Annotated in this window: 15 protein-coding genes and 1 other RNA gene; 7 read left to right on the forward strand and 9 right to left on the reverse strand. The window is 37.6% G+C overall.

Annotated elements, in window-relative coordinates; translation table 11 throughout:
• Positions 1–3: 3 nt before the first annotated feature.
• From QPK98_RS00275 to typA, 4 genes are all read right to left on the reverse strand, one after another.
• Positions 4–1,467 (reverse strand): alkaline phosphatase family protein, encoded by a 1,464-nt coding sequence (locus QPK98_RS00275; protein WP_310990988.1) that lies wholly within the window; start codon positions 1,465–1,467, stop codon positions 4–6.
• A gap of 237 nt (positions 1,468–1,704) precedes the next feature.
• Positions 1,705–3,093: a class I SAM-dependent methyltransferase gene (locus QPK98_RS00280; protein WP_310990989.1), complete on the reverse strand. Its 1,389-nt coding sequence runs from the start codon at positions 3,091–3,093 to the stop codon at positions 1,705–1,707.
• Complete coding sequence (locus QPK98_RS00285) at positions 3,077–3,280, reverse strand: hypothetical protein (protein WP_310990990.1); 204 nt, start codon at positions 3,278–3,280, stop codon at positions 3,077–3,079. The genes QPK98_RS00280 and QPK98_RS00285 overlap by 17 nt, the downstream gene beginning before the upstream one ends.
• Positions 3,281–3,470: 190 nt before the next feature.
• Positions 3,471–5,264 (reverse strand): translational GTPase TypA, encoded by a 1,794-nt coding sequence (gene typA, locus QPK98_RS00290; protein ID WP_310990991.1) that lies wholly within the window; start codon positions 5,262–5,264, stop codon positions 3,471–3,473.
• Between the two features lie 164 nt (positions 5,265–5,428).
• On the opposite strand from typA, the gene kdsA reads away from it, so the two are divergent.
• The 3 genes from kdsA to QPK98_RS00305 all read left to right on the forward strand — a co-directional run bounded on the left by kdsA (position 5,429) and on the right by QPK98_RS00305 (position 11,082).
• Positions 5,429–6,247: a 3-deoxy-8-phosphooctulonate synthase gene (kdsA, locus tag QPK98_RS00295; protein WP_310990993.1), complete on the forward strand. Its 819-nt coding sequence runs from the start codon at positions 5,429–5,431 to the stop codon at positions 6,245–6,247.
• 898 nt (positions 6,248–7,145) lie between these two features.
• Complete coding sequence (locus tag QPK98_RS00300; RefSeq protein ID WP_310990994.1) at positions 7,146–9,116, forward strand: DUF3858 domain-containing protein; 1,971 nt, start codon at positions 7,146–7,148, stop codon at positions 9,114–9,116.
• Position 9,117: 1 nt separating this feature from the next.
• Positions 9,118–11,082 (forward strand): DUF3858 domain-containing protein, encoded by a 1,965-nt coding sequence (locus tag QPK98_RS00305; protein WP_310990995.1) that lies wholly within the window; start codon positions 9,118–9,120, stop codon positions 11,080–11,082.
• 9 nt (positions 11,083–11,091) lie between these two features.
• Here the strand turns inward: QPK98_RS00305 and QPK98_RS00310 are convergent, their stop codons facing one another.
• The gene (locus QPK98_RS00310) at positions 11,092–11,865 is read right to left on the reverse strand and encodes an SDR family NAD(P)-dependent oxidoreductase (protein ID WP_310990996.1); all 774 of its coding nucleotides are present in this window, start codon (positions 11,863–11,865) and stop codon (positions 11,092–11,094) included.
• A gap of 42 nt (positions 11,866–11,907) precedes the next feature.
• The gene (locus QPK98_RS00315) at positions 11,908–13,119 is read right to left on the reverse strand and encodes an NAD(P)-dependent oxidoreductase (RefSeq protein ID WP_310991722.1); all 1,212 of its coding nucleotides are present in this window, start codon (positions 13,117–13,119) and stop codon (positions 11,908–11,910) included.
• Positions 13,120–13,297: 178 nt separating this feature from the next.
• Here QPK98_RS00315 and ssrA point away from each other — a divergent pair.
• Positions 13,298–13,711, forward strand: a transfer-messenger RNA (tmRNA) gene (gene ssrA / locus QPK98_RS00320).
• 753 nt (positions 13,712–14,464) lie between these two features.
• Positions 14,465–14,827 carry a 3D domain-containing protein gene (locus QPK98_RS00325; protein ID WP_310990997.1) on the forward strand — a complete coding sequence of 121 codons (363 nt, stop codon included), beginning with the start codon at positions 14,465–14,467 and terminating at the stop codon, positions 14,825–14,827.
• 544 nt (positions 14,828–15,371) lie between these two features.
• On the opposite strand, the gene QPK98_RS00330 is transcribed toward QPK98_RS00325, so the two are convergent.
• The 3 genes from QPK98_RS00330 to QPK98_RS00340 form a co-directional block, all read right to left on the reverse strand.
• Positions 15,372–15,836 (reverse strand): hypothetical protein, encoded by a 465-nt coding sequence (locus QPK98_RS00330; protein WP_310990998.1) that lies wholly within the window; start codon positions 15,834–15,836, stop codon positions 15,372–15,374.
• Between the two features lie 410 nt (positions 15,837–16,246).
• The gene (locus QPK98_RS00335) at positions 16,247–18,556 is read right to left on the reverse strand and encodes a TonB-dependent receptor family protein (protein WP_310991000.1); all 2,310 of its coding nucleotides are present in this window, start codon (positions 18,554–18,556) and stop codon (positions 16,247–16,249) included.
• A 225-nt stretch (positions 18,557–18,781) separates the two neighbouring features.
• Positions 18,782–19,687, reverse strand: coding sequence for a hypothetical protein (locus QPK98_RS00340; protein ID WP_310991002.1), 906 nt, complete (start codon positions 19,685–19,687; stop codon positions 18,782–18,784).
• 1,077 nt (positions 19,688–20,764) lie between these two features.
• On the opposite strand from QPK98_RS00340, the gene QPK98_RS00345 reads away from it, so the two are divergent.
• A complete protein-coding gene (locus QPK98_RS00345) occupies positions 20,765–21,724 on the forward strand; it encodes a c-type cytochrome (RefSeq protein WP_310991004.1) in 960 nt (319 codons plus the stop codon).
• A 12-nt stretch (positions 21,725–21,736) separates the two neighbouring features.
• Complete coding sequence (locus QPK98_RS00350) at positions 21,737–23,656, forward strand: cbb3-type cytochrome c oxidase subunit I (RefSeq protein WP_310991006.1); 1,920 nt, start codon at positions 21,737–21,739, stop codon at positions 23,654–23,656.
• Positions 23,657–23,701: the final 45 nt, after the last annotated feature.

Raw genomic sequence — 23,701 nt, forward strand, 5'->3', positions numbered from 1 at the left:
TGGTCAGGTTTCTGTTTCGTTTAAATTCACTTTTCCGGAGTCGTCTATCACAGGACGAACCGATTTCCAAAATACTCCATTCTCAAGGTTATAACTGGAATCGTCTTCCAAATATTTCAAATATTCAGGGTTTTCGCTTAAAACGGAAAATAAAACACGAAAAATATTCACGTTGCTTTTTAGTTTGGCGTCCATGCCATTCTCTAGGTTTCCATTCCATTTTATAGCCGTCAAGGTAGAATATATAGAATGTATTTTATCTGGGTCTGTTGTGCCAAACATTTCGGGATAGCTACCTAGGCCAACCCAACCGCCATGATCTGCCGAAATAATAACGATTGCATCTGGATCGCGTTCAGAAATGTAATTTACCGTATTTTCTAACCATACGTTTACCCGCTTTATTTTATCAATATACGTATCTCGCTCTTCCTCTTTAGAGGCTGAAAAGTGAACGTGGTGTGGCAATAGTTTTTCAACAAAATAAAACCGCGGCCCCACGCTGTTCACGGTATCCATAGCAGCTTTTAAATCGTTAAAAACAACCTTTTTTACATTGTTATCATTACTAAAATACGGAATTTCCTGTGGACTTATATTATAGTAATCAAAGGTTTGCTCTGGACGATTTTGCTGAAAATATTCATCCTGAACGATAAAGAAGTTTTTGTACCCATTATTCCTTAAAGTCCTAATGGCGCTATTATTTCCGGCAATTATATCGCGTGCATTGGGCATATCAATAGATGGAAAAAGCACTTGGCCAAAACGGTGTTGCTTCATGGCAAACATAGAAGAATTTGACGTAAGACTCGCAGGATAATTACTTCTGAAGTTATCATAAACCTTAAACCCATTATTTTCCAACCACCCGTAAAAAGGATTATTGAAGTTATATAGATCACTAGTCATGAGTTTCTCTGCCACGTATCCATCGGGTTGGATTACATAAATATTAGGAGTTTTTTTAAATTTTGCGGTTTCTATGGCATCGGGCAATTGGGTCCATCCCATATTTTGCTCATGCTCCACTATTTTTATGATGCAGTTTAAAGTTGGAAGAATACTCATCAAAAGAATTATCACCAACAGTTTTTTAAGGTGTGCGTGTAATTTCCAAGCTGCTAAAACCGAAATAATTAGCAAGCCTAAAAGCAATTTCTTTTTAATGGTTAAATACATTGCCTGCGACATAAGCGTGGCAACTGTCATAATAATCAACACAAAAAGAATCTGCATTTTGTATTTTGACAAGGCTTCGGAATATTTTAAAACCAAAGAGGCCAGTGAAAACACGACTATTGGAATTCCTATAAAAAACAGAAAGAAAAACCCGAGATGCTCCCACGAATTGATTGCAGAAAAATTATTCGAGAAGTAAAAAACAAAGGGGTAAAAACCACATATCAGTCCAGTTATCCCCGGATTCACCGGTTGTTTAAAATATTTTTGAAAGAAGTTATCCATTCAGACCCAAGTAAAATTTTAAAGATGATTTTTCTTTAAATCGCATCAATTTTCCAAAAGTAGTATAAAAAACCTCGAGTTATGTAGTTTTTATATAAACTTGGGGCTATCTATTGTGAATGTAGAATCTTTAAAGCTTATTCCTATTTAGGGCTGGAAATAGGTGTTCTTAATTTTATTGATAAGATAAATCCAAGACTAAGATTTCAGCCTATGAAAGCGTATCTCTTTTTAATCTCAAAGAGCTTTGCGCTTTAACAAGTACAACAATCGTTTTGTTCCTTTTATAGTCTCTTTTTTCTCAATGCTGAAATATTGAAGGTAGCCCTTTTCAAACTCAGTCTCATTGTAAAAATCGAAATGCTCAATAAACTCCCGCTTGCGAACCAGTAAGGATTCTGCCCAAGAATCTTCACGTTTTGGAAATTCAATAATTAAGTTTTTGGAAAAGGCAGCAAAAAAGGAAGCTGATTTTTCAAAGGGAACATTCCCAGAAAGCGTGATATGGTGAATGAGGGCCAAAGCCATGGTAACATCTGGTGCATACCCGGTTAAACGGTCTAGCAATGAATTCCGTTCGGTATTGTTAAAACCAATGCCGGGAGCGGGCTGCAGTACATCGCACACAAAAGGCAGCATGTTGGTTTCCTTATTCTGTTGCAGTTGTTTGTAATTAAAATCTACGGCATTACTGTCAATATCGGTTACAATAACATGTGGTACACTGTCTAAAACCGTACGGGCAAATGTACCGTCGTTCCCGCCAACATCAATAAGTTTTTGAGGAGCTAATGGTTTTACCCATTGTTTTACCAGTTCTTTTTTAGCTTCAAAAGCAGCTTCGTTATAATTTGTTTTGCTGTAATAATCACCCCATTCGCTAGATTCTTTTAGCGACAAGCCCTTAATGAAACCATAAAGACTATCGAGGATGTTTTCCTGCGCTTTTCTTGAAAGATTCGCAATCTTAGCTTCGGCTTTATAGTCGTCACTGTGCTTGCGTTCCATCTTTGCCAACAAATGAATATTGGTATAGATTACCGAACTCAGTTTTGTGAGCGATGGCAATAGGGAGGAAATAAGCTTCACAGGAATCCCGTCAATATGCGTCTGCATCATTTTAAAGACTTCCGTTCCGTGGTATTTTGCAAGAACAAGAGGGCCTAAAAAATGGGTAATAAATTGTTTGTAAGCGCGCCAGGGAGTATTTTCCACATAAAAATCGAACGAAAGACTATCGATAAACACAGGTTTCCCTTTGTGAAAAGTAATATTATAAGCAGAGGCATCTTTCAGAATAAAACCTTTTGAAAGTGCGTATTTTTGAATTTTTAAGGTGTGTAATGCAGCGTGTTTATACTGCTCAAAACTCCATTCATACGGGTTTGTAATAAAAGGAATTTCTTCGGGCGTAATAGTTATCTGTTCAGCAGTGTTAGAGGTTTCCTTATGCGGAATTAGTAGCCCGTTGGCAATAAGGTTTTTGAAAAAACCACTTTCTTTTAGTCTGTTATACTGCGGAAAATAAATGGGGTTGATGGCCCTACGAAGGGTTTTACCATCATAAAACATGTAACCAGAAGGATCTCGGAAGGAGGCCTGATGTACCTCAGTTTTGTTTGTCATCTTTATCGGTGTCTTGCTCTTCAACGTCAATTGAATCGTAAGTATCTTCATTCTCTTTTACCAGTCCGAAAAAAGATTTCACCTTATACAGCACTCCTTTTGAAAACAGCAATACGGCTGCAGCACCAGCAACAACTGCTTGCACTATCATTGCTCCTATTCCTGGATCGAAATAAAGAAAATTCATACCTGTTAGTTTATTATTAAGCTTGTCAAATAGACGACCACAAATTAACTAAAAACCGCGGAGTTTATTGAGTTAAAGCCCAATTATCTTTTATTTGATAATTTAGACGTATTGACATAAGACGAAGTTTAATTTTAAAAACACTTATTTCGTGCTTAGCCTTCGTCTTATGCCTTTTGTCTAAAAAACCTTAAATCTTATTTCGTTTCCTATCGGTTTCCTTCAAATATATTTTACGAAGTCGTAAGTGCTTTGGCGTTACTTCCACGTATTCATCTTTTTGAAGATACTCCAATGATTCTTCCAATGAAAACTTAACTGCAGGAATAATTTTCGCTTTGTCATCTGCACCCGAAGAACGAACGTTAGACATCTTTTTGGTCTTGGTAATATTCACCGTCATATCATCTTGACGCGAGTTTTCACCAATTACCTGTCCTTCGTAAATATCTTCTCCCGGATCAACAAAAAACTTGCCGCGATCCTGTAGTTTATCAATGGAATATGGAATTGCAGTACCTGTTTCCATAGATACCAAACTTCCGTTTTGTCTTTCAGGAATACCTCCTTTCATGGGTTGGTATTCTAGGAAACGGTGCGTCATGATCGCCTCACCTGCTGTAGCGGTAAGCAATTGGTTTCGCAAACCGATAATTCCGCGCGATGGAATAGCAAATTTACAAACCATACGTTCGCCTTTGCCTTCCATACTCAACATTTCTCCTTTACGAATGGTCACCATATTAATTGCGGTACCACTAACGGTTTCAGGTAAATCTATGGTCATTTCTTCCACAGGCTCACACTTAACGCCATCAATCTCTTTAATGATTACTTGTGGCTGCCCAATTTGAAGTTCATAACCTTCGCGACGCATGGTTTCAATTAGAACCGAAAGGTGCAACACCCCACGGCCAAAGACCATAAATTTATCGGCACTGTCCGTTGGCTGCATGCGCAAAGCCAAGTTTTTTTCCAATTCTTTTTCCAGGCGCTCCTTAATATGACGAGAAGTAACAAACTTTCCATCTTTTCCGAAGAACGGAGAATCGTTTATGGTGAAGAGCATACTCATGGTAGGCTCATCAATAGATATTGTTTTTAAGGCTTCTGGGTTTTCAACATCGGCAACGGTATCGCCAATTTCAAAACCTTCCAGACCTACTAAGGCACATATATCGCCAGCATGAACTTCAGAAACCTTTTTACGGCCCATCCCCTCAAACGTATGTAATTCCTTAATTCTAGATTTTATAATCGCTCCGTCTCTTTTTACCAAAGCAATCTGCATTCCCTCTTTTAAAACTCCTCTTTGCAAACGGCCAATGGCGATTCTTCCTGTAAAAGATGAAAAGTCTAGAGAAGTTATAAGCATTTGAAGGCTTCCTTCCTCCACTTTAGGCGAAGGTATATGCTCAAGAACCATATCTAGCAATGGCTCAAGGCTATCTGTTGGATTTTTCCAATCGTCGCTCATCCATCCTTGTTTTGCAGAACCGTAAACAGCTGGAAAATCAAGTTGCCATTCCTCAGCACCCAATTCAAACATTAAATCAAAAACAGCCTCATGCACCTCATCTGGGGTACAGTTTTCCTTATCTACTTTATTTACAACAACACAAGGTTTTAGACCTAAATCGATTGCTTTTTGAAGTACAAATCGCGTTTGTGGCATAGGGCCTTCAAAAGCATCTACCAATAGCAAAACACCATCGGCCATATTCAATACACGTTCTACTTCGCCACCAAAATCGGCGTGACCAGGTGTATCGATAATATTTATTTTTGTGTCTTTATACATAACCGAAACGTTCTTTGAGGTAATGGTAATCCCTCTTTCACGTTCCAGATCATTGTTGTCAAGTATAAGGTCTCCAGACTGTTCGTTATCACGAAAAAGACTGCAGTGGTGCATAATTTTATCAACCAAGGTGGTTTTACCGTGGTCAACGTGGGCAATAATAGCTATGTTTTTGATATTCATAAGGAAACTCCTTTTTTTGGAGGGTGCAAAAGTAGTGTTTCTAAGTGGATTACATATTAAAGTTATCATTTTATTTTGATCTAAAAAATTGAAACTGTTCACAAAACACGAAATAGAATACTTGAACCGTAAAATAACTATCTTTACACTGCTAAAAATAAAGTATGACACTAGACCTAATCCCAAAAATCAAACACACAGACTCCAATAACTTTTTCCTTTTGGCTGGCCCTTGCGCCATTGAAAGCGAAGAAATGGCGATGCAAATTGCCGAAAAGATTGTCGAAATTACCAACAAGCTCGAAATCCCTTTCATTTTTAAAGGAAGTTTTAAAAAGGCTAACCGTAGCCGAATTGATAGTTTCACAGGGATTGGTGACGAAAAAGCTTTGAAAATCCTTCGGAAAGTTTCGGAAACCTTTGATGTTCCCACGGTAACCGATATTCACGAAGTAAGCGATGCTGCTATGGCGGCGGAATACGTGGATGTTTTACAAATTCCAGCATTCTTAGTACGGCAAACAGATTTAGTAGTTGCCGCCGCCAAAACGGGGAAAGTGGTAAACCTAAAAAAAGGTCAATTTATGAGTCCCGAAAGCATGAAACACGCCGTTACTAAGGTTACCGACTGTAACAACCAACAGGTAGTAATTACAGATAGAGGTACCATGTTTGGGTATCAAGATATGCTGGTAGATTTTAGAGGAATCCCAACCATGAGGCAGTATGCACCTGTGGTGCTGGACGTTACTCACAGCTTACAACAACCCAACCAAAGCGCTGGCGTTACGGGGGGAAGACCCGAAATGATTTCAACCATTGCTCGCGCGGGAATTGCAACGGGAGCCGACGGTATTTTTATTGAAACCCATTTTGATCCCGCCAATGCAAAGAGTGATGGCGCCAACATGCTCAACTTAAATCTACTTGAAAAATTATTAACCGATCTCGTGGCCATTCGGAAAACAATCAATGGGTTATAGGTCTTTCGGCACCGTTAAAAATTATACGCACTACAAAACCCTGTAAGATTCTATAATTAATAGAAGAAGATAGCTTGAAGTGGTTTGAGTTTTTTTATCTAATAGGTAATGAGATGATTTTATATAACATATACTCAAAGTAACCTGTAAATAAAGTGGCCTAGTATCAAAAGATGCTAGGCCACTTTGGCTAAAAACAAATTTTTATAAAAAGAAATTTTAGATAATTGGATAAAAATCACTGCTTCTATCTAAGATACAAGCATTTACTTTTTTTCAGTCATTAAATTCTCTAATAATAAGTACAGTAAATATCGAATAAAACATCAAGCAAATCAAGAGGAAAAAACCCGAATTTACCTTAGGCTTTTTCCTACTTCTTTTCCCATAAATAAGAGAAAGCCGCTCCAAACGGAACAGCTTTCATTCTTGATTGCATCATTAACTCCCCAATTAACTTGCAACTTCAAAAATGTAAAGAACCCTTAAAATAAACAAGAGGAAAAACCCTGTTTTAAAAAAGGGGTTTTTCCCCTTTTAACCGATTATCATAAAATTTAAAGTAATTGAAACCAATAAAAAAGGGCTGCCATTTTAACGACAACCCTCTTAAACAAATTACTAGTTATTAACTCCCCAATTAATTAGTAGTACAACAAAGATGACAATTATACAGAGGTCATACAAGAGGAAAAATCCGTATATTCAATGGGGATTTTACCTATTTTGGCGGTGGTTTTGCGTTATTAACTTGAATTTACGTTAAACAACGCCCTGATTCCACCTTAAACAAAGCTACAATTCATAATTTCCTTATTTATATGATACTTAATTAATTATTTTCTAATTAAAGTTATTTATTCTATTTTGCAACTAACACCCCATATCTGCCAACAATATGCCTCTTAGAAACCTTGTACTGCTTCTTTTTATTTTAGCCATTACTATATCCTATTCGCAGTCTACGCGTTTTGACACATTTGGGAAGCCTACCCAAGCCGAGTACAAACTAAATAATTACAAACCGAAACCTGATGCTGCTGGCGTAATACTTTATGAATCGGGGAATTATTACGTTGCGTCAATTGTTAAAAAAGCAACAATAAGATTAGTACGAGAAGTGCATAGAAAAATAAAAGTACTGAACGCTAAAAAATTTGATTTTGCTACCGTTGAGATTCCCTATAAAGGAGGAAGGTTTTCTCCAGAGGAAATATTAGATTATAAAGCTGTAACCCATAACGGAGCTTTACAAAATTTTGTTCCCGAAGAAGCATTCTTTGAAATAGAACAACCTGGCAACGGAAAGGCTCTAAAGTTTACTTTTCCAAATATACAAGACGGAAGTATTTTGGAGTATAGATATACCATTGTCAGTTCTTATTTCTATGATATTGAAGGATGGGAGTTTCAACATAAATTGCCAACTGTTTACAGCTTATTTCAAACCGTTTTACCTGCAAATTTTAAATACAACCACATTCTCTATGGCAATAAAAAATTAAGCATAAGAAATTCCTCCATTAAACCGAAGGCATTTGTTTTACCATCAAATACCGGTCATGTAGATTCCGAAACCAACATATTTGCAATGCAGAATATTCCCTCTTTTACTGAAGAAGAATACATGCTTTCACGCCAAAACTATATTTCGCGCATTGTTTACGAACCACTCGAAATTGAAACTTTCCATGGCTATGAACAGGTTTACACTAGAAGTTGGGACGATGTAGATGATCGTTTTAAGAACAGAAGAGATTTTGGAGAGCAGCTTAAAAAGAAAAGTTATTTTAGAAGAAAACTACCTAATTCTATCTTGGATATAGAAGATGAATTAGAACGAGCAAAGGCTGTTTATCGCTTTATTCAAAATAATTATATCTGGAATGGCAGGTACTTCAATTACGGCATTAAAGTAAAAGACGTCTTTGACGAAAAACTGGGAAGCGTAACAGCTATTAACCTTTCCTTGGTCAATGCACTCAAAGCCGCAAAACTAGATGCAAAATCGGTAATTTTATCTACCCGAAATAACGGATTACCAACCGAACATTATCCGGTACTCTCTAACTTTAATTACGTACTCGCAGTGTTGCTTATAGACAATGAGGAAATTTTACTAGATGCCACTGACAAGCAAGCGCCATTTGCAATTATTCCCTTTCGCGCCTTAAACGTCCAAGCTCGCGTATTAGATTTCAAAAAAGGCAGTTATTGGATGGATATTAAACCTTTTGAACAAAACATTCAATATATGAATGCAAAAATTGCAGCTGAAGCCCAAGGGCAATTTAGCGGAAAGGTTAACCAGATGAACTCAGGTTATATAGCACTTAATAAACGAAATATCATTGAGGAAAAAACCCTTCAACAGTATAAGAAAGCCCATGAAAAAACCAAAGCTGGTATAGAAATTAATGACTACCAACTTGAAGACCTCAACACCATAGAAAAGCCGCTCAAGGAAAGCTACAATATTACAATAACACCAGAAGTGGTAGGCGATAAAGTAATTTTATACCCCTTCTTTAATAAAACATATATTGCTGAGAATCCTTTTAAACTGAAAGAACGAAGCTATCCAATGGATTTTGGCTTTCCGTTTACAAACACCTATTTAGTTTCCATAGACCTCGGCAATGCTTATAAAGTTGAACAACTCCCTAAAAGCAGAAGTATTAAACTCCCTAATAACGACGGTGAATGTACCGTAGCATATACCGCCAAAGACAATCAAATAAACATTCGTTTTAATATGAAATTGGCTTCGTATCACTTTCAACCAGACGCTTATCAATCTTTAAAGAAATTTTTTGGCAGCATGGTAAGTATGTTGAAAGAAGAACCTATCACCCTAAAAAAACTTTAATATGCGTTTAAAAATCCTATTCTCTCTAAGCTTTTTCTTCCTTGTATTCTGTAGCCATTCACAAGTAAAACCTCATGCTTTTGGCGAACCATTTCCCGAAGAATTTGCCATGAGGCAATACGCTAAAGATTCAACGGCAACAGGCGTAATTTTATATGAAAGAGGAAATTATAGTTTTGATGCCGCCGACGGATATATTAGGCTTATTAAAGACGTACACCGCAAAATAAAAGTGTTCGATTCCAAGAATTTTGATTACGCAAGTTTTGAAATTCCGTATTATCGCGAAAAAGAAGTACAAGAAAACATAAGAAACCTTACCGCAATCACCCACAATGGCAAATCGCAGACTTATGTTGCCGATAATGCCTTTTTTGATATAAAAGAAGGTCCAAACTACTCCATTAAAAAGTTTACATTTCCCAATATACAGGATGGTAGCATTCTGGAGTACACCTACCGGCTTGAAACGCCATATTTTTTTAATTTGCGCGGATGGGCGTTTATGAACGACCTACCAACACTATACTCTGAGCTCCATACAGAAATACCCGGAAATTACACCTACAACCGAACCCTTTTTGGCGACCGGAAACTAGATATAAACGAGGCCGAAATAAAACTTTCGTGCTTCCATCTTCCAGGCTATAAAGTACCGGGAGACTGCGAATCGGCTACCTACGCAATGAAGGATGTACCAGCTTTTGAAGAAGAAAAGTATATGCTTTCCAAATACAATTATATTCCCGCTATGAAGTTTGAGATAAGAGACATCCTCAAGATAGACGAAACCAGAGAAGCCTATTCACGAACATGGAAAGACGTTGATAAAACATTTCGGTATGACAAGGACTTTGGAGGTCAACTTAAACACACAAAATTCTTTCAGCAAGAGCTTCCAACTTCAATCAGTTCCATTACAGATGATCTAGAACGAGCCAAGGCAGTTTATTATTTTATCCAAGAAAGGATGTCGTGGAATAAACAATCTAATCTTCTTAATGATAATCGTGTTAAGAGCGCTTTCGAAAATAAACGTGGAAACAGTGTTGAAATTAATCTAGGCCTGATCAACGCTTTGGAGGCTAGCGGACTTGAAGCTAAAATAATGCTCGTTGCAACTCGAGACAAAGCCATGCCAACTAAACAGTACCCAGTAAGAACAGATTTTAATTATGCCCTAGTGCGTTTAAAAGTAAACAATAAAATCTATTTATTGGATGCCACTAATAAATATACGCCTTTCGGAGTGCTTCCCTTACGCACCTTAAATAAGGAGGGACGGGTTTTGGATTTCAAAAAAGGTAGTTATTGGGAACCCATAACCCCAATTTCAAAAAACATGCATTATGTAAACATGCAACTATCTGCCAATGCTTCAGGATTATTTTCAGGGAAAGTAAACGAAGCTTCCACAGGCTACATTTCAGTAGTTCAACGGCAAATGAATAATGATTTTATAAAAGAAGAAATAATTAAAAGAAAGCAAAGCAGAAATGAGGGCTTGGAAGTTTCAAACCTCACGGTAGAAAATGAAAAAAACTTAGACAAAGCCTATAAAGAAACGTATCAGGTTTCACTTCATGAACAGCCCGTTGTGGATAAGTTATTTCTCTATCCATTTTTAATGGAAACATTTTTTTCTGAAAATCCGTTTCTTAAGAACAAAAGGCATTATCCAATAGATTTTGGGTTTCCTGTACTAAACAATTACCTAGTTTCAATAGATTTAAAAGATCAATACGTAGTTGAAGAAGTACCAAACAATAAAATCCTGAAACTTCCGGAAAATGACGGTGAGCTTTCTGTGGTCTATGATGTTTCTGGAACCAAGGTAAACATTAGATTAAGTGTAAAGCTAAACAACTACCACTTTCCGCCTGAAGCCTATAAATCATTACAAGAGTTTTTCGGTGCGTTAATAAAGATTCAGTCTGAAGAGCCTATCAGGCTAAAGAAAGTTTAACATAAAAAATCAAGTATCTCGATTTTTTTCTTGAATCCTTCTAATTATAGCGGTAGCTGTCCGCCTAGGCACAAAGCGAGGCAACTTAGAGAGAAACTTGTTGATTTTACCTGGTATGGCAACCACTTTTCCCTTTTGCATTGCTTCATATCCATATTTTGCAACTTTTTGAGGACAGGCAACATTAAAGTTAATTTTGTTATTGGAAGAAGCTGTTCCATTTGAAACTACTTCCTGAAAACACGTGTTGGTTTGCCCCGGACATAAGCAGGTAACGGTTACCCCAGAACCTTTAAGCTCGTTGGCAATGGCTTCAGAAAAAGAGAGAATATATGCTTTTGAAGCGTAGTATAATGACATCAGTGGCCCCGGTTGAAACGCCGCTAGCGACGACATATTCAATATTTTTCCGTTTCCGCGAGCAACCATTCCTTTTAAAACCAATTTGGTTAAATGGGTAGTGGTGATTACATGCAAGTTTAGCATATCCATTTCGCGTTGCCAATCGGTGTCGTTAAAGCTTCCAAAAACTCCAAACCCCGCGTTGTTTATTAGCACATCAATGGGTTTGTCTTCAATAGCCTCAAATATTTGATCGGCCACATTGCTCCTACTTAAGTCTTTAACGATTAACTGTATATTTGAATGATATTGGGCAGCAATTTCATCGCTGGCCTGCTGTAGTTTTTCGGCATCTACATCTGCTAAAATTAGGTCGTAGCCATCTTCCGCCAAAAGCTTGGTTAATTCAAGACCAAGACCTGATGCCGCTCCCGTTACCAACCCGATTTTTTGCTTAGCTTCAATAACTTTAGCTGTTTAATATTAGACTGTAATTTCTACAAAATCCTTTAAATACGCAAACCTCGGCGTTAATTTGCCTTCTGCTGTAGTAATTTGAGCACGTTTTAATACGCTGTTTTTATCGTCATTAAAAAATGCCGGAATCACGTTTTCCAGAAACATTTCGCCAAAGCCTTTACTGGCATCTTTAGGCAGTTCGCATGGCAGATTGTCCACAGCCATTACTGTTATTGCCCCTGGTGCATCAAAGTTGGTTTCCGTTTCGGTTTTTGGATCGTATCCGTAAAAAGGATCGGCAATGGTAGATGCTCGAAGTGTACTTGCCACAGGGCCATCAACATCGCAAGAGATATCTACTACCAAGTTTATTTTAAAATCTGAACTTTTTGCGTCTTCTCTGGTAAAAAGGTATGGCGCGCCATTGCCGTAAAAGTGACCTGTAAAAAAGGCGTCACTCACTTTGGCATATTTCATAAAGTCACTTTCATAGCCAGAAGGATCCTTATAAAACTCCTGCTTACTAAAAGCACGGCCATCCTTACGTTTGTTGTATTCTGAAACATCTATCAGACAATACACCGGTTCGTTAAATGATTTTTCTGAAAGATATTCTTCGTCGGTTACTTCGCGTATTTTTAAATGGTCTATTATCTCTTTTGCCCCGCGCGTAACTTTCCCGGTACCGGACAGAACTATTTTTATATTCGGAATTTCAATCTTATCCAATTCAGCTTTTACCGCTGCTAAATCGGGTAGGTTTTCAACTTTTGGCAGCTCAAACAAATTGTCGCGTAAGCCCAAGGCTCTAAAACCATTATAAGCTCCAACCAAGCCTGCATAATAACCAAAGCCAATTAAGCGCTTATTATTCCTGTTGACGATGGTTTCATGGTCAAACATTTCAATGTTTTTATCCAACATAGCCACCAACAAATTTCTATTGTAAGGCTGCTTTTTAATAGTGTGACTAAAGTAGAAATATTTTTTATTCGGAATTAGCGCGGCAATCGGCACTTCTTTCACCCCAAGCATAACATCAGCCTCAGAGACATCTTCCATCACTTCAAAACCCGCATTGCGATACGCCTCATCCGGAAATATTCGAATATCTGAAGCTTCCACGATAATTCTAGCGTCTGGAAATTTCTTTACGACTTCCTGGCATTTTTCGGGTGAAAAAACGACGCGACGATCTGGCGGAGTTTTACGTTCTTTTATGATGGCAAATGTTATAGGCATATGGTATGATTTTTGTTCCAATGTAGAATGGAATAATTAAGGAGGTCAAATATAAGGTTTTTCTTGTATCTTTGCAGTCCGAAAATTAGTTTCTGGTTGGGTTTAAGTGATTTGATTATAAAAAAAATGACGATTTACTAGCGACTACCAACTAACGACTAAAGACCATAACGGGGCCGACTGGTTTTGACAGCGGGTCTAATTGTATTGTAAGCATGCCGAGCGCTGGGATACAGCTCGTAAATATCATATTTCACACTTTTTAAACGGCGAGAATAACTACGCCCTAGCTGCATAATCTGAATCATAGTAGGATGTGCCTCGGCCCACAAGGTGGGCAAGCAGGAAGTCACTCAACGGCCTTGGTTTACGGCGGTTGACTCAGTGGCTTCGTAAAAGTAAACCTAGCAAGTGTAGGGCTTTGATGCACTTGTAAATGCCGATAGCTATCGGCACAAATGAAGATAAGGAGTGCGTTGGTAGTTTTCGACCGGCAATCTCACTAAAATCCAATTGAAAACTAAGCATGTAGAAAGCGGTATAGTTGCGCGTTTGGACGGGAGTTCGAATCTCCCCGGCTCCACTGATCACATAAAAAGCCACGCCATTAGGCGTGGTTTTGTTGTTTTATGGAATTGCTGAGCTTGCTCAAAGCAATGGAATAAAAGAATAAAACGAGGACGCAGTCCGTGGCTTTCTATTTGCAGGACTGGTGCCACTGGAGATCACATTTTCTGTAATCTCCCCGGCTCCACTGATCACTTAGAAAGCCACGCCATTAGGCGTGGTTTTGTTGTTTTATGGAATTGCTGAGCTTGCTCAAAGCAATGGAATAAAAGAATAAAACGAGGACGCAGTCCGTGGCTTTTCATTTGCAGGACTGGTGCCAATGGAGATCACATTTCTGTAATCTCCCCGGCTCCACTGATCACTTAGAAAGCCACGCCATTAGGCGTGGTTTTGTTGTTTTATGGAATTGCTGAGCTTGCTCAAAGCAATGAAATAAAAGAATAAAACGAGGACGCAGTCCGTGGCTTTTCATTTGCAGGACTGGTGCCAATGGGAACCACTTTTTCTGGCGATTACACGGCTTTATCTTAGCTCGCCACAACACTTAATCAGCTGCGATAGCGAACCTTTTCATCTACAGCTTATTTATCAATTCCAGGAAACATTAACCCAATTTCGACCCTAAACATCAGGCAGTTAATCTAATTATTTGTATTTTTTAATTATGCGACATTTAAACGTATATCTTATACAATTCACTTTTATCTCCTTACTATTCGTTTTGTTTGGCTGCTCAAACAAAAAAGAGAAGAAAAAACAGGAGTCAAAAATGACCACCATTACCGTTACGGCAACTGCCTATAATTCTGTTGAGCGCCAAACCAAAAAGGGTAATCCTTCCTTGGCGGCTTGGGGCGATATTCTGGAACCCGGCGAACGCGCCATAGCTGTTTCTCGCGACCTGATTAAGCTAGGGTTAGACCACAACGAAGAAGTTGAAATAAATAACCTACCAGGCACTTACATTGTAAAAGACAAAATGAACAAACGTTGGACGAAAAAAATAGATATTTATATGGGGCTCGATGAAGATGCCGCACGCCAATGGGGCAAACAAACTGTAGAGATTCAATTCAACAAAAAGAACCGCCCCTTCGACAAGTTTTCGAAGCAAGCCGATGAAAATAATTAACAATATAATAGCATCCAATAGATAAACACTTTCACTTAATCCCCTCTAAATTAGCTGTTCAAACGCATGCTATACTTTCGGATAGAACTTTGTAGCTGCTTCAAGTAGGCTTCAGCTACACTAAACTGAGCACACAGCTAATTTTTAAATTGAAAAACTTGAAAACCAATTACTATTTTTAGTAAATTTGCGGTATGGGAGTAGGTGCATTAGCAATTGGAACAGGTCTTTTATTCTTGGCTATTTTTATTATTTCTGAGCTTCAAGAAAGACTTTAAAATCCATTTATCATTCAATAAAAAACTTTTGGAACACTTTGTCCAACAGGTCTTTTACGTCTTATTTTTTAAGGATTCACGCTACGCAAACTACCTTTAAACTGCTTAGTGTCAACAAAACAGAGTCTGAATTCTATTCCAATCCTTTCCTAGTTTCTTACCAGATGTCGAGGTAGCTGCATTTACACAATTCACATATTGCCCACTGCTTGGACAAAAAAAGGCCCATCAAAATGATGAGCCACATTATAAAGTGTACTATCAATTTAATCAGTCATCGGATTTTCACGTGCCCATTCTCGGTAGGCTTCAAATTGCGCTTCATCTAAAATATTGCTTAAAATTCGGTCTTGATATTCCACTTTTTCAAAGTTGTTCATAGATTGGTTCCGATTGCTTCTTTTCCAAGCGCCCGTTGATCGTTTCCACTCATTTTCAAAACGTTTTATTTGAGCCTCATCCATATTCAAGGTTGAATACATTTCCTGCATTCGCGCCTTATTACGTTCCTCATTGTTTCGAACAGCTTCAGAGTCAGTTACATTGTCCGAAGAAAAATCTGGAGCATTCGTGGTTTTTGTCCTTCCTTTGGAAATACCTTGGTTAGACCTGCCTCGGTTATTTTCAACTTTAGCGGTTTTTGCGTCTGTAGAGGTTGGTTCTTTTGTAGGGCCACATGCCGTTAATACCGCCAAAAAGCTAATTACTAAAAGTGTTTGTAGGGTTTTCATAATTTATAGAATTTAGAATTGTTCCCACTAATTTACAACACTCCTCGCACCCCTTTATCCTATTTAAGAAAACATTGTAGTTCTTAAACTAATTTTGAAGCAAGTTCAAATCGTATTGCAAATCATATAAAACCACCTCAATGCGTCTGAACAAAAACTGAAATATCGTTACTTCAATTTTCACCCTTCTGTTCCGCACATATCTTTAAAAAGGCTTTTACCGAAGCTGGATTTTTATACCCTTGTTCTTCCGAGAGCGACTCAAAATTCCTTTTTTCAAATTTTCAGTGTTATCTCTTACTTTTTTGAACACCCTTTTCAGTAAACCCAACACACATAGAGGTTCTGAAGTATCCACACCTATTTAACTGGGAGTTTCTATTGATACATTCTCAAACGCCCAAAAGCCATTAAAATGTATATTTTACTTTTACTCCACCAAACCAACTTCTTGGTCTTCCGGGATAATAAAATCGAGGTTCTGCGTTCCCGAATCCAATGGCATTTATCAATACAGACGCCGCATATTTTTTGTCAGTAAGGTTATTGATTCCAGTATTTATTTCCAAAGAAAGTATTTTAAGGATTTCTGTTTTATATGAAACTTTCGCATTAAAAACCGTATATTTTTCCGAATACAGCGCATTGGCATCGTTTAGCGGAATATCACCTATATGAAGAAAATTGGCGTTCATTACAAGGTTTTTATAACCAAGATTAATTCCACCACTGGCTTTCTTATTAGGCACCCCAGTGAGCTGGTTGCCTGAATAATCCTGCTCTCCTTCCACAAAATCAATGAATTCATGATCGGTTATCTCGGTATTCAAATAGGCTCCAAAATGCAGGTGTTTATTTAACGACTGTTTAAATGAAAGCCGCATTTCCAAGCCTTTGTGTTCGGTTTTTCCAGCATTTCTACCAATGTATTGATCATCGCCCACACGTTTTGCAACTAACAAATCCGTTATGTCTAAAAGGTATGCATTCAACTGTAAATGGAGTTTTCTGTTAAATAGAAAAAGTTCACTCCCCAATTCATAATTAAACCCTTTTTCAGGACCTAACTCTGGGTTTATTACTCCTCCTGGAGTCAGTGTTTCCTCCATGGAGGGATAGTTAAAGCCGCGACTAAAATTAAAATACGCGCTAATGTTTCCTTTGAATTGGTACAGCAGATTTAGATTTGGAGCCAGAATGGGGTCAAAACTTCGCTTGGCACTCTTATCGTTTTCACCTTGATTAAACTCATCAAAAAACCGGTAATTAGTTTTATTGAAGTTTAAGCCAAACTGTCCCGTAAACTTGGAAGTGAAAGGAATTTCAATTGTGGCAAACACATTTAAATTATCTCTTCGTTCTATATTATCGCTAAGCAAACTCCCTTCTAGACTGCCATTGCTATTGTTTTCTTTATAGAGATTTTCGATAGTTTTCCAGTTGTACTTATCCTTATACACCTCTCCACCGAAGCTGAAATTGGCAGTGTTTTTCAGAAATAGAAAATCTTTAATAAAAACCGTTCGGGCGCCATACCCATTGGTGAATTCATCGAGAATATTAAACGGTCGTGGCTCGTAATGATCCAAATAGGTGTAAAAAATACTGCTCGTATTTCTAAACTTTGAGGAAAAAAGATGCGTAAAGCTTAGCCCGGTCAAAATCTGTTTATTGTTTTCAAAGCCTTGGGCTTCTCTCCAAGTAAAGGCCGCTTGGGTAGGATCTTCGTCAAAGGCTGTTTTGCTAATGGAACTGGGAATCTGAGCAAAATAATCCAGATAATTCACCAAAAGTGAGACCTCATTTTTAGAATTAAATTGATAATTAGCGGTGAGCAGTAAGGATTTTCTGTTGTATTTATTGTTCTCGCGAAAGCCGTCGGTTTTTAGGTAATCGTAGTTGAGATTAAGCGAGAATTTTTCTGTGGCAGTAGCAGTTGAAATTGAATTCTTTATCATTCCGAAGGAGCCAAGAGTTAAGTTACTTTTTAAAAAGGATTCTCCAACAACCGCCTTTTTTGAGTTTAGCAAAAGCGTGCCGCCCAAATTACTGCCATATTGCGTTGCTTTGGGACCTTTTATAACTTCAAGTGTTTCCAGATTCTCAGGGTCGAACATATCTATTTGCGTCTCGCCGATGCCGTCAGTGATAGGAATGCCGTTAAAATAAGCGCGAACCTTATTGGTACCGTAAAGCGTCCGGGAGCCAACCCCACGAATTGTAATTCTATTGGTGTTAATAGCACCATTATGAATAAAAACTCCCGGCGTTTCGTTGATTGCCGAAACGAGATCGATTGGATTAAATTCATCAAATTTCTCTGCAGTTATTTTTTCAAGAGGAATTAGAAACTCAGGAGCAGATCTAACCAGCGTATCGATTATTTTTTTTGATACGAGTTCCACTTCTTCCAGATTTTCTAGTTTTGACAAGAGCGTTAATTTAAACCTGGCATGATTCTTATCCATTTCAACGTTTTCTACATAAAATTTGGGGTGCTCCAGCCTTAAATTAATTGGAAATTCAAAAGCCGGCGGAAGTAGAAAAACCCCTTCATTATCAGTTTCAGTGATTTTTTCCGAATTGAAATAAACAGAAACCCCACTGATTGCAATGTTATCACTTCCGAAAACAAAGCCTCTAATTTTCTGAGCGCTTAAATTATTGATAAAAACGAAGAAGAGCAGTGAGAGTGTTATCTTAGGAAGTATATTCCTCATTATTTTACCTTATTTGATAGAAGAAATTTTTCTGTGTTAAACTTCCACTCGCAAATTAGCGAATGCAAAAGAAACGAATTCAGTTGGATTGTAAAACTGAAGAACCATACGCCACCCTTTCCGTCCGCTCAAAAATGATTTCGACCTTTAAAATAAAATACGTACAGCGGACACCTTCCCCTGAAATAAGGAAGGAGCACTTCCACATGTGGTAAAAATAGAAGGCTAATTCGCAATAAAATAGTTTAGAGCTTTGGGATGATGCTGATAAATAATCTCGAGCTTCGCTCGGTTATCCATCCGCACCGATTTTTGATAATCTCCGTGATCGGCTATCAACTTTTCAACGCGATAGGTAAAGGTTTCCAAAGTATTTAGAGCTCTAAATAAATAGTTAAGGCTTTCTATAGAATACACTGAAGATTCCTCATCTAACTCAACTGGATTTTTACCGTGCATCGCCATATTTCGCAAGCTATTAACCAAAGTTGATTCATAGATTTTTTTACCATTTAGCTCAATCTGTTCATATTCGAATAAATGATTCGATTGAGAGTCATTTCCAAATTCTAAAAGATCCTTTAGATCAAACATCTGAAATTCACCCAATTGGTTTAATTCATCTTTTCGTTTTTCCAATCGGTGTAGGCGACCTTCATAATATCTTCTCGAGTATTCATTTTTTCCTGCTCGGTATTTAAAGTAATCGAGCATATCCCCATTTCTAAAGTTTTTTAGGAAAAGATATTGCCGCATGTTCCTTTCAAAAGTAAGCACATCATCCTGAATAGCATGTAATACCTGTGTTTGATTATAATCTGAAAAATGAACCGTACCTGTTAAAACTTCACCCTTAAAAACAAACAAAACATTATTGGTGTCTGCATCAAATTTTTTAATTAGAGAGTCTTCAAAAATTCTATCTCCAGCTTTTAACCGATTTTCAGGCTTAATTACTTTCCTTTTAAAATGGCCGTTTTCCAGTTCATAATAATGCTCAGAATCATAATCTGGCATATTATCAAAATTCAGTGACTCGCATATATTAAGACAGGCTTTTTCAACTTCTTTATCGTAATAAAGAATACCAGGCTGCGCAATGTCTCCGAAGTTTAGCTTAAGGTGTTTCATGATTTTTTATAATTCTTAAATAGTCGTGTCCGACTAAGATATAAGACCGCTGCGCTGAAAGACATAAGACGTAAGACTTGCTTTTTAATAGATTGAAAACTAGATAAAATTGATTAAACATACTTTTTAATTGATAAATTTTGATGCTAAGTTTGATAGCATGCTGTCATTAAATAAAAAATATTCTAATTGCCTATTATCTGTGACTCAACAAATTTTCTCACTCTTTTAATCGGACACTAATGATTCATAAACTCAAAACTAGTTATTTAAATCTTGGTAGATTATTTTGAATTACTAAAAGCTTCATAAAGGTTTATAGTATTAAACTGACTTAAATCCTCAGTCGTTCGTTTTTGATAACGTAATACAAGTTCTCTACAATAAACCTTTCTTAGTATACTTCGATTAAACTCAAGCGCTTGTCGTCCGGGTTTCTTAGGTTTAAAAATCTACCAAACCTCTCCCATTTTCCCCCTAATTCCAACAATAATTCTGCTCTTTTTTTAAAAGAAGAAACGAATACGAAACAAGAAAAACTTCACCTACTAACAAATGAAACTAAAGCCTAATCCTTTCACTGTCAATTGTAATAATCTCAATATTTAATAATTACTTTCAGAAATTAATACAATACTTCTTTGTATTTTATTAAAAGATTCGTACATTTCGGTTAAAATTGTCTTAAATACAATTAATGAATAGAGGAATTATTTTATAAAACAGCTTTCCAATAGATTTATTCAGGAAAAGATTGACGCCCTAATAGTGAAAGAATAAGTGTGTAACGAAAGCAGAAAATGTTTCGAAACTTATAATTAAAACTAAATAATATGTGTGGCAATAGTATTTTAAAGAACAAAAAACAGCTCTATCTTATCAGTGTTCTGTTTACATTATTTTTTATTGGAATCTCTACGCCTTGGGACTTTGGATTCACCTTTTTTGCGGATTCCTTAGCTGCCTGGTATGTCCATTATATTCTAGGTGCTATTCTGGGGGGTTATGTAATGTGGGCATTTGTACGTGCTTTAGTCATGTTGCTCAGCCACGAGAGACATCATATAGAAGGCTGCCATGGTTGATCCAAGAGAACAAAAAGCGCGGAAGATAGCAATCTGGATTATTGGGGTGATGATCATTGTCTGGACAGTATTAGGAGTTCTCTCTTTTGTAGATTCCGAAGATCGAGTACGCCCCCAAACTACAGCAGTCACTTTTTCTGACCAAAATGCGCTACAGGGTAAGCAGGTATGGCAAACTTACAACTGTATGGACTGTCATACAATTGTTGGGAATGGCGCTTACTTCGCCCCTGATCTCACAAATATATATGACGACGCTGGCCCTGCATATCTATTGGCGTATCTCGGTTCTCCAGCCAGTTATCCCTCTGAAGGATTAGTAAACATCCAACTGCAACAACTTATTAAAAGTGGAGAAAGCGAGGTTACCGATTTGTCTGACTACTATTCAAAATATCTGAAAGCCGAAAGTAGAGTAAAAGAAAGAGGGGGAACCGATGCCTTGATGCCCAATTTACCCTTTACAAAAGATGAGATCAATGCCTTGATTGCCTTTTTTAAATATACGTCTGACCTAAACACAGCCGGTTGGCCTCCTGAAGTTAGAGCGAGAGAATCTGTAATAGAGGAGACGAAAAGGAAGTTGGAAAAAAAGAGCGGGATTATTTTAGCTGGAAACACTGAAGAGCCGACAAATTTAGAAAATGCACTTCCTGGTTCTCCAAGGGGAAATGGAATAAGAGTAGCCAAGGATATGGGATGTATAGCATGTCACTCAACAGACGGAACAGTCGTGATTGGACCGAGCTGGAAGGGGCTATATGGATCGACAGTCTTATTAGAGGAAGGTAAAAAGGCCGTCGCTGATGAAGACTACTTAAGACGTTCAATTCTACAACCCGATGAAGAGCTTGTCGATGGGTTCCAAAAAGGATTAATGCCTTCGTATGAAGGAGCTATTTCCAATGAGGATCTTTCAGATTTAATTGAATATCTAAAATCATTAAACTAAAAAGATTTTACAATGAAAATCCGTTATCAAACACAACGCTTAGCCTATCCCTTTTTTATAAGCATGATGCTATTTTTTGGGCTTCAAGTAATATTGGGTCTCTTATTGTCACTTGTACAGTTGGAGCCAACGCTACTTCAGGATATTTTAAATTTTAATATTATCCGGGCACTCCACTTAAACTTAGCCGTTGTTTGGATTGTAACAGGTTTTATTGGCACCTTACTGTTTATAGGCCCCTTATTAGGTAAAAAAGAAATAAAAGCAACTTGGCTTGTTAAATTTTTACTCATCGCCTTATGGATTATTGTTATATGGTCATGTATTACCTTACCCCTCGCACAAACCGGAACTGGGTGGTGGATTGGAAACACCCCCATGCTGCAACAAGGAAAAGAATATCTTGAAGGAGGAAGGATTACTGGCATTCTCCTGCTAGTTGGCTTCAGTATTTTCACCTATCTCACGCTCGCTGTATTTCCAAAAAAGGTAAAAACCTGGAATGAAATGCATTGGGGCCTTGCAGTAGGTGTTGTAGGCTTGTCCACCGTTTGGATATTTGCTTTAATCTCTTCAGAAAATCTTGATTTAGAAGAGTATTTCCGTTGGTATGTAGTTCACTATTGGGTGGAAGCTGTTTGGGAAATTATTCATATCACAGTCATTGGGTTTCTTCTCTATAAACTTTTTGGCGCCGACGAAGAAGAGGTTGGTTTTGCCGTTTTCTGGGGCGTGAGTTTGGTTATTCTAAGCGGACTTATAGGAAATTCGCATCACTACTTTTGGATAGGCACCCCTGCTTTCTGGCAATTCTGGGGTTCACTCTTTAGCGCCCTCGAACCTTTACCGCTTATTTTCTGTATTTGGCACGTATTCTTAGATGAAAAACATGGCGTGAAACCAATTAAGAATAAACCTGCCTTCTATTTCATCTTTGGCTCTGCTCTTTTTGAAATGGTCGGTGCTGGAATCTTAGGCTTTACAATGACCCTTGCCTACGTTAATATTTGGGAACACGGAACTTGGATTACGGGATCTCACGGGCACATGGCACTTTTTGGAGCTTTTGGATTTTTGGTTATAGGTGCAGCTTACGAGGCAGTTAGAATTATTAAAGGTATTGATCGATTTAATGAAAAGTTATCAAAATTAGGCTTTTGGCTGTTATTTCTCGGAATTCTTGGAATCGTTGCCAGCTTTGCTTTTGGAGGTACCAAGCAAATTTACATTTATAGAACTTTAGGCCTTGATTGGTGGGGACATCACATAAGACCCGCAATGGCCGAAGCTCGCGTTTTCTTGGTTCTATTTGCTTTTGTTTTCACAATTGGTACTATTCTAGTGATATACGACCTGTTCACCTTAAAACAGCGATCGATGCCCGAAAGAGAAGTGAAAGCATCAAATACAAAGTTAGTAGCTCCTAAAGAAATTAGTGGTTGGCGCAAAGCGATGACCCGATTCGAATTTTTAAAATGGCTGCTTTTAATTTGGGGAATGGGCTTTATAATTACTGGTGGGCTGTTCACTTTTGGGTTAACCACCGTGAGGTTGGGCGATCCTACAATCCCCTACATATTATCCGCAATTGGTTATTCAGGTTTACTGATATTAACGCTCATTTTTGCCGTTCGGTTTTTAAATGCTTTTGAAGAACGTCAAAAATTACTACAACTTATCAGTCAATTTCCAGAGACTAATTTGCAAATAATCGATTTAAGAGAATTAACCAAAAGTGATGATGAAATTGATAACCTGCTTATAAACACATTTAATTCCATCAACTATGGGGAAGCATTTACACTGATGTCAAAAGAGGATTTAAGTACACAACACCTCTTATTATACGATGCATTAGGCCCAGGATTTATTTGGGAAACTATAGAAGATGGCCCAGATCTTTGGAAGGCTAAGATTGGAAAAGTAAATTAATTGTTGTTTGTCTGTTATGGTCTAAACTTTACCTTATAAATGCTT

Source organism: Aequorivita marina (assembly GCF_031631895.2).
Lineage (GTDB): Bacteria > Bacteroidota > Bacteroidia > Flavobacteriales > Flavobacteriaceae > Aequorivita > Aequorivita marina.

Coding starts and splice junctions, on each gene's coding strand:
- QPK98_RS00285 (WP_310990990.1), bottom strand. CDS start 3,280: ATGAATTTTCTTTATTTCGATCCAGGAATAGGAGCAATGATAGTGCAA.
- QPK98_RS00340 (WP_310991002.1), bottom strand. CDS start 19,687: ATGAAACACCTTAAGCTAAACTTCGGAGACATTGCGCAGCCTGGTATT.
- QPK98_RS00275 (WP_310990988.1), bottom strand. CDS start 1,467: ATGGATAACTTCTTTCAAAAATATTTTAAACAACCGGTGAATCCGGGG.
- QPK98_RS00300 (WP_310990994.1), top strand. CDS start 7,146: ATGCCTCTTAGAAACCTTGTACTGCTTCTTTTTATTTTAGCCATTACT.
- QPK98_RS00325 (WP_310990997.1), top strand. CDS start 14,465: ATGACCACCATTACCGTTACGGCAACTGCCTATAATTCTGTTGAGCGC.
- QPK98_RS00345 (WP_310991004.1), top strand. CDS start 20,765: ATGGTTGATCCAAGAGAACAAAAAGCGCGGAAGATAGCAATCTGGATT.
- QPK98_RS00350 (WP_310991006.1), top strand. CDS start 21,737: ATGAAAATCCGTTATCAAACACAACGCTTAGCCTATCCCTTTTTTATA.
- QPK98_RS00280 (WP_310990989.1), bottom strand. CDS start 3,093: ATGACAAACAAAACTGAGGTACATCAGGCCTCCTTCCGAGATCCTTCT.
- kdsA (WP_310990993.1), top strand. CDS start 5,429: ATGACACTAGACCTAATCCCAAAAATCAAACACACAGACTCCAATAAC.
- QPK98_RS00335 (WP_310991000.1), bottom strand. CDS start 18,556: ATGAGGAATATACTTCCTAAGATAACACTCTCACTGCTCTTCTTCGTT.
- QPK98_RS00305 (WP_310990995.1), top strand. CDS start 9,118: ATGCGTTTAAAAATCCTATTCTCTCTAAGCTTTTTCTTCCTTGTATTC.
- QPK98_RS00330 (WP_310990998.1), bottom strand. CDS start 15,836: ATGAAAACCCTACAAACACTTTTAGTAATTAGCTTTTTGGCGGTATTA.
- typA (WP_310990991.1), bottom strand. CDS start 5,264: ATGAATATCAAAAACATAGCTATTATTGCCCACGTTGACCACGGTAAA.